Annotated in this window: 3 protein-coding genes; all 3 read left to right on the forward strand. The window is 57.9% G+C overall.

What is annotated here, in order from left to right:
• Positions 1-406: colicin D domain-containing protein (locus U9978_RS23290; protein ID WP_322763286.1), on the forward strand; the 406-nt coding region annotated here is incomplete at its 5' end.
• On the forward strand, positions 400-759 hold the full coding sequence (locus U9978_RS23295; protein WP_322763287.1) for a colicin immunity domain-containing protein: 360 nt from the start codon (positions 400-402) through the stop codon (positions 757-759). The genes U9978_RS23290 and U9978_RS23295, both read left to right, overlap by 7 nt.
• 56 nt (positions 760-815) lie before the next feature.
• Positions 816-997: hypothetical protein (locus U9978_RS23300; RefSeq protein ID WP_322763288.1), on the forward strand; the 182-nt coding region annotated here is incomplete at its 3' end.

The raw sequence follows: 997 nt of genomic DNA on the forward strand, positions 1-997 counted from the left end.
CGCCTACGTCGACAATCCCCTGGGCTGGCTCGATCCCCTCGGTCTCGCGCCGTGCACCACTGGCAGCCGCGGTGCCGCAGCAAAGTGGGCAGAAAAGGCTGACTTCTCAAATTCGAAGGTTTTGAATAAGAAGTATGATGCTCATGCTATGGACTTCGGCATCGGCGGGAATAAGAACAAAGCGAACCTCGCCGCATTTCAAGATGCGATGAAAGCGCACATGACTGCCGACGGAACAAATATTTACAGATTTAACTACCGGGGTCAGGGCCAAGCGGTCGGGTTCATTGATTCGGCAACAAGTAGGATGGTCATGCTGCGTGCGGATTCCGGACAGTTCTGGACCGCGTATCGTCTTGGCGACAATCAGTTTGCAGGAATTATCGATAATGGTTATCTATGGTGATTCGGCATTCGGCTGATGATCCGTCACAGTCGAGGCGACGTGCCTGGTCATCGCCATCTGAGGTCGATCCTGGAACCGGCATTGCCAGGCAGCTCGAACTAATGCATGAACTCATTGAGGCCAAGATTTCTGGCCCAGAGTTCGCACGTGCGTGGCTGATGGCTCGTCGTCATGCATTGGATGAGAAGGAGCGGGTTCGAGAGCGCTTCGATCGGATACTCACTGATGTCTTCTACCTTCTCGATGACTACGTGATCGACCCATCAATTCGCGATTCAGGCGATATGACCGACGAGGAGCTGGTTGGGCGCGTCCGAAATGCACTGCGCGACCTATTGAGGTTGAACTCGTGACAATGATGGGCTGTTACGGTTCATGCAGGCGGACGGAGCGGCCGCCGACACGCCGGGTGAGCACGGCCGCTAGACCGCGCGCAGCGCAGGCCGGCACGGCCGCCGGGGCCTTGAAACCCCTGCCCGCGACCGTGCTCGAAACCTTACCGGACGGCTCGCAGCTCGTGCGTGTACGCGAGTCCGACGCGATGCTCGCCCGCCGCCGCACGAAAACCGGCGCCGTCCAGGTTCTGTATAT

Origin of the sequence: Protofrankia sp. Cr2, assembly GCF_963555885.1 — a bacterium.
GTDB lineage: Bacteria > Actinomycetota > Actinomycetes > Frankiales > Frankiaceae > Protofrankia.

What these genes read in the sequence shown, in the direction of transcription:
- U9978_RS23295 (WP_322763287.1), top strand. Translation starts at nt 400, where the DNA reads ATGGTGATTCGGCATTCGGCTGATGATCCGTCACAGTCGAGGCGACGT.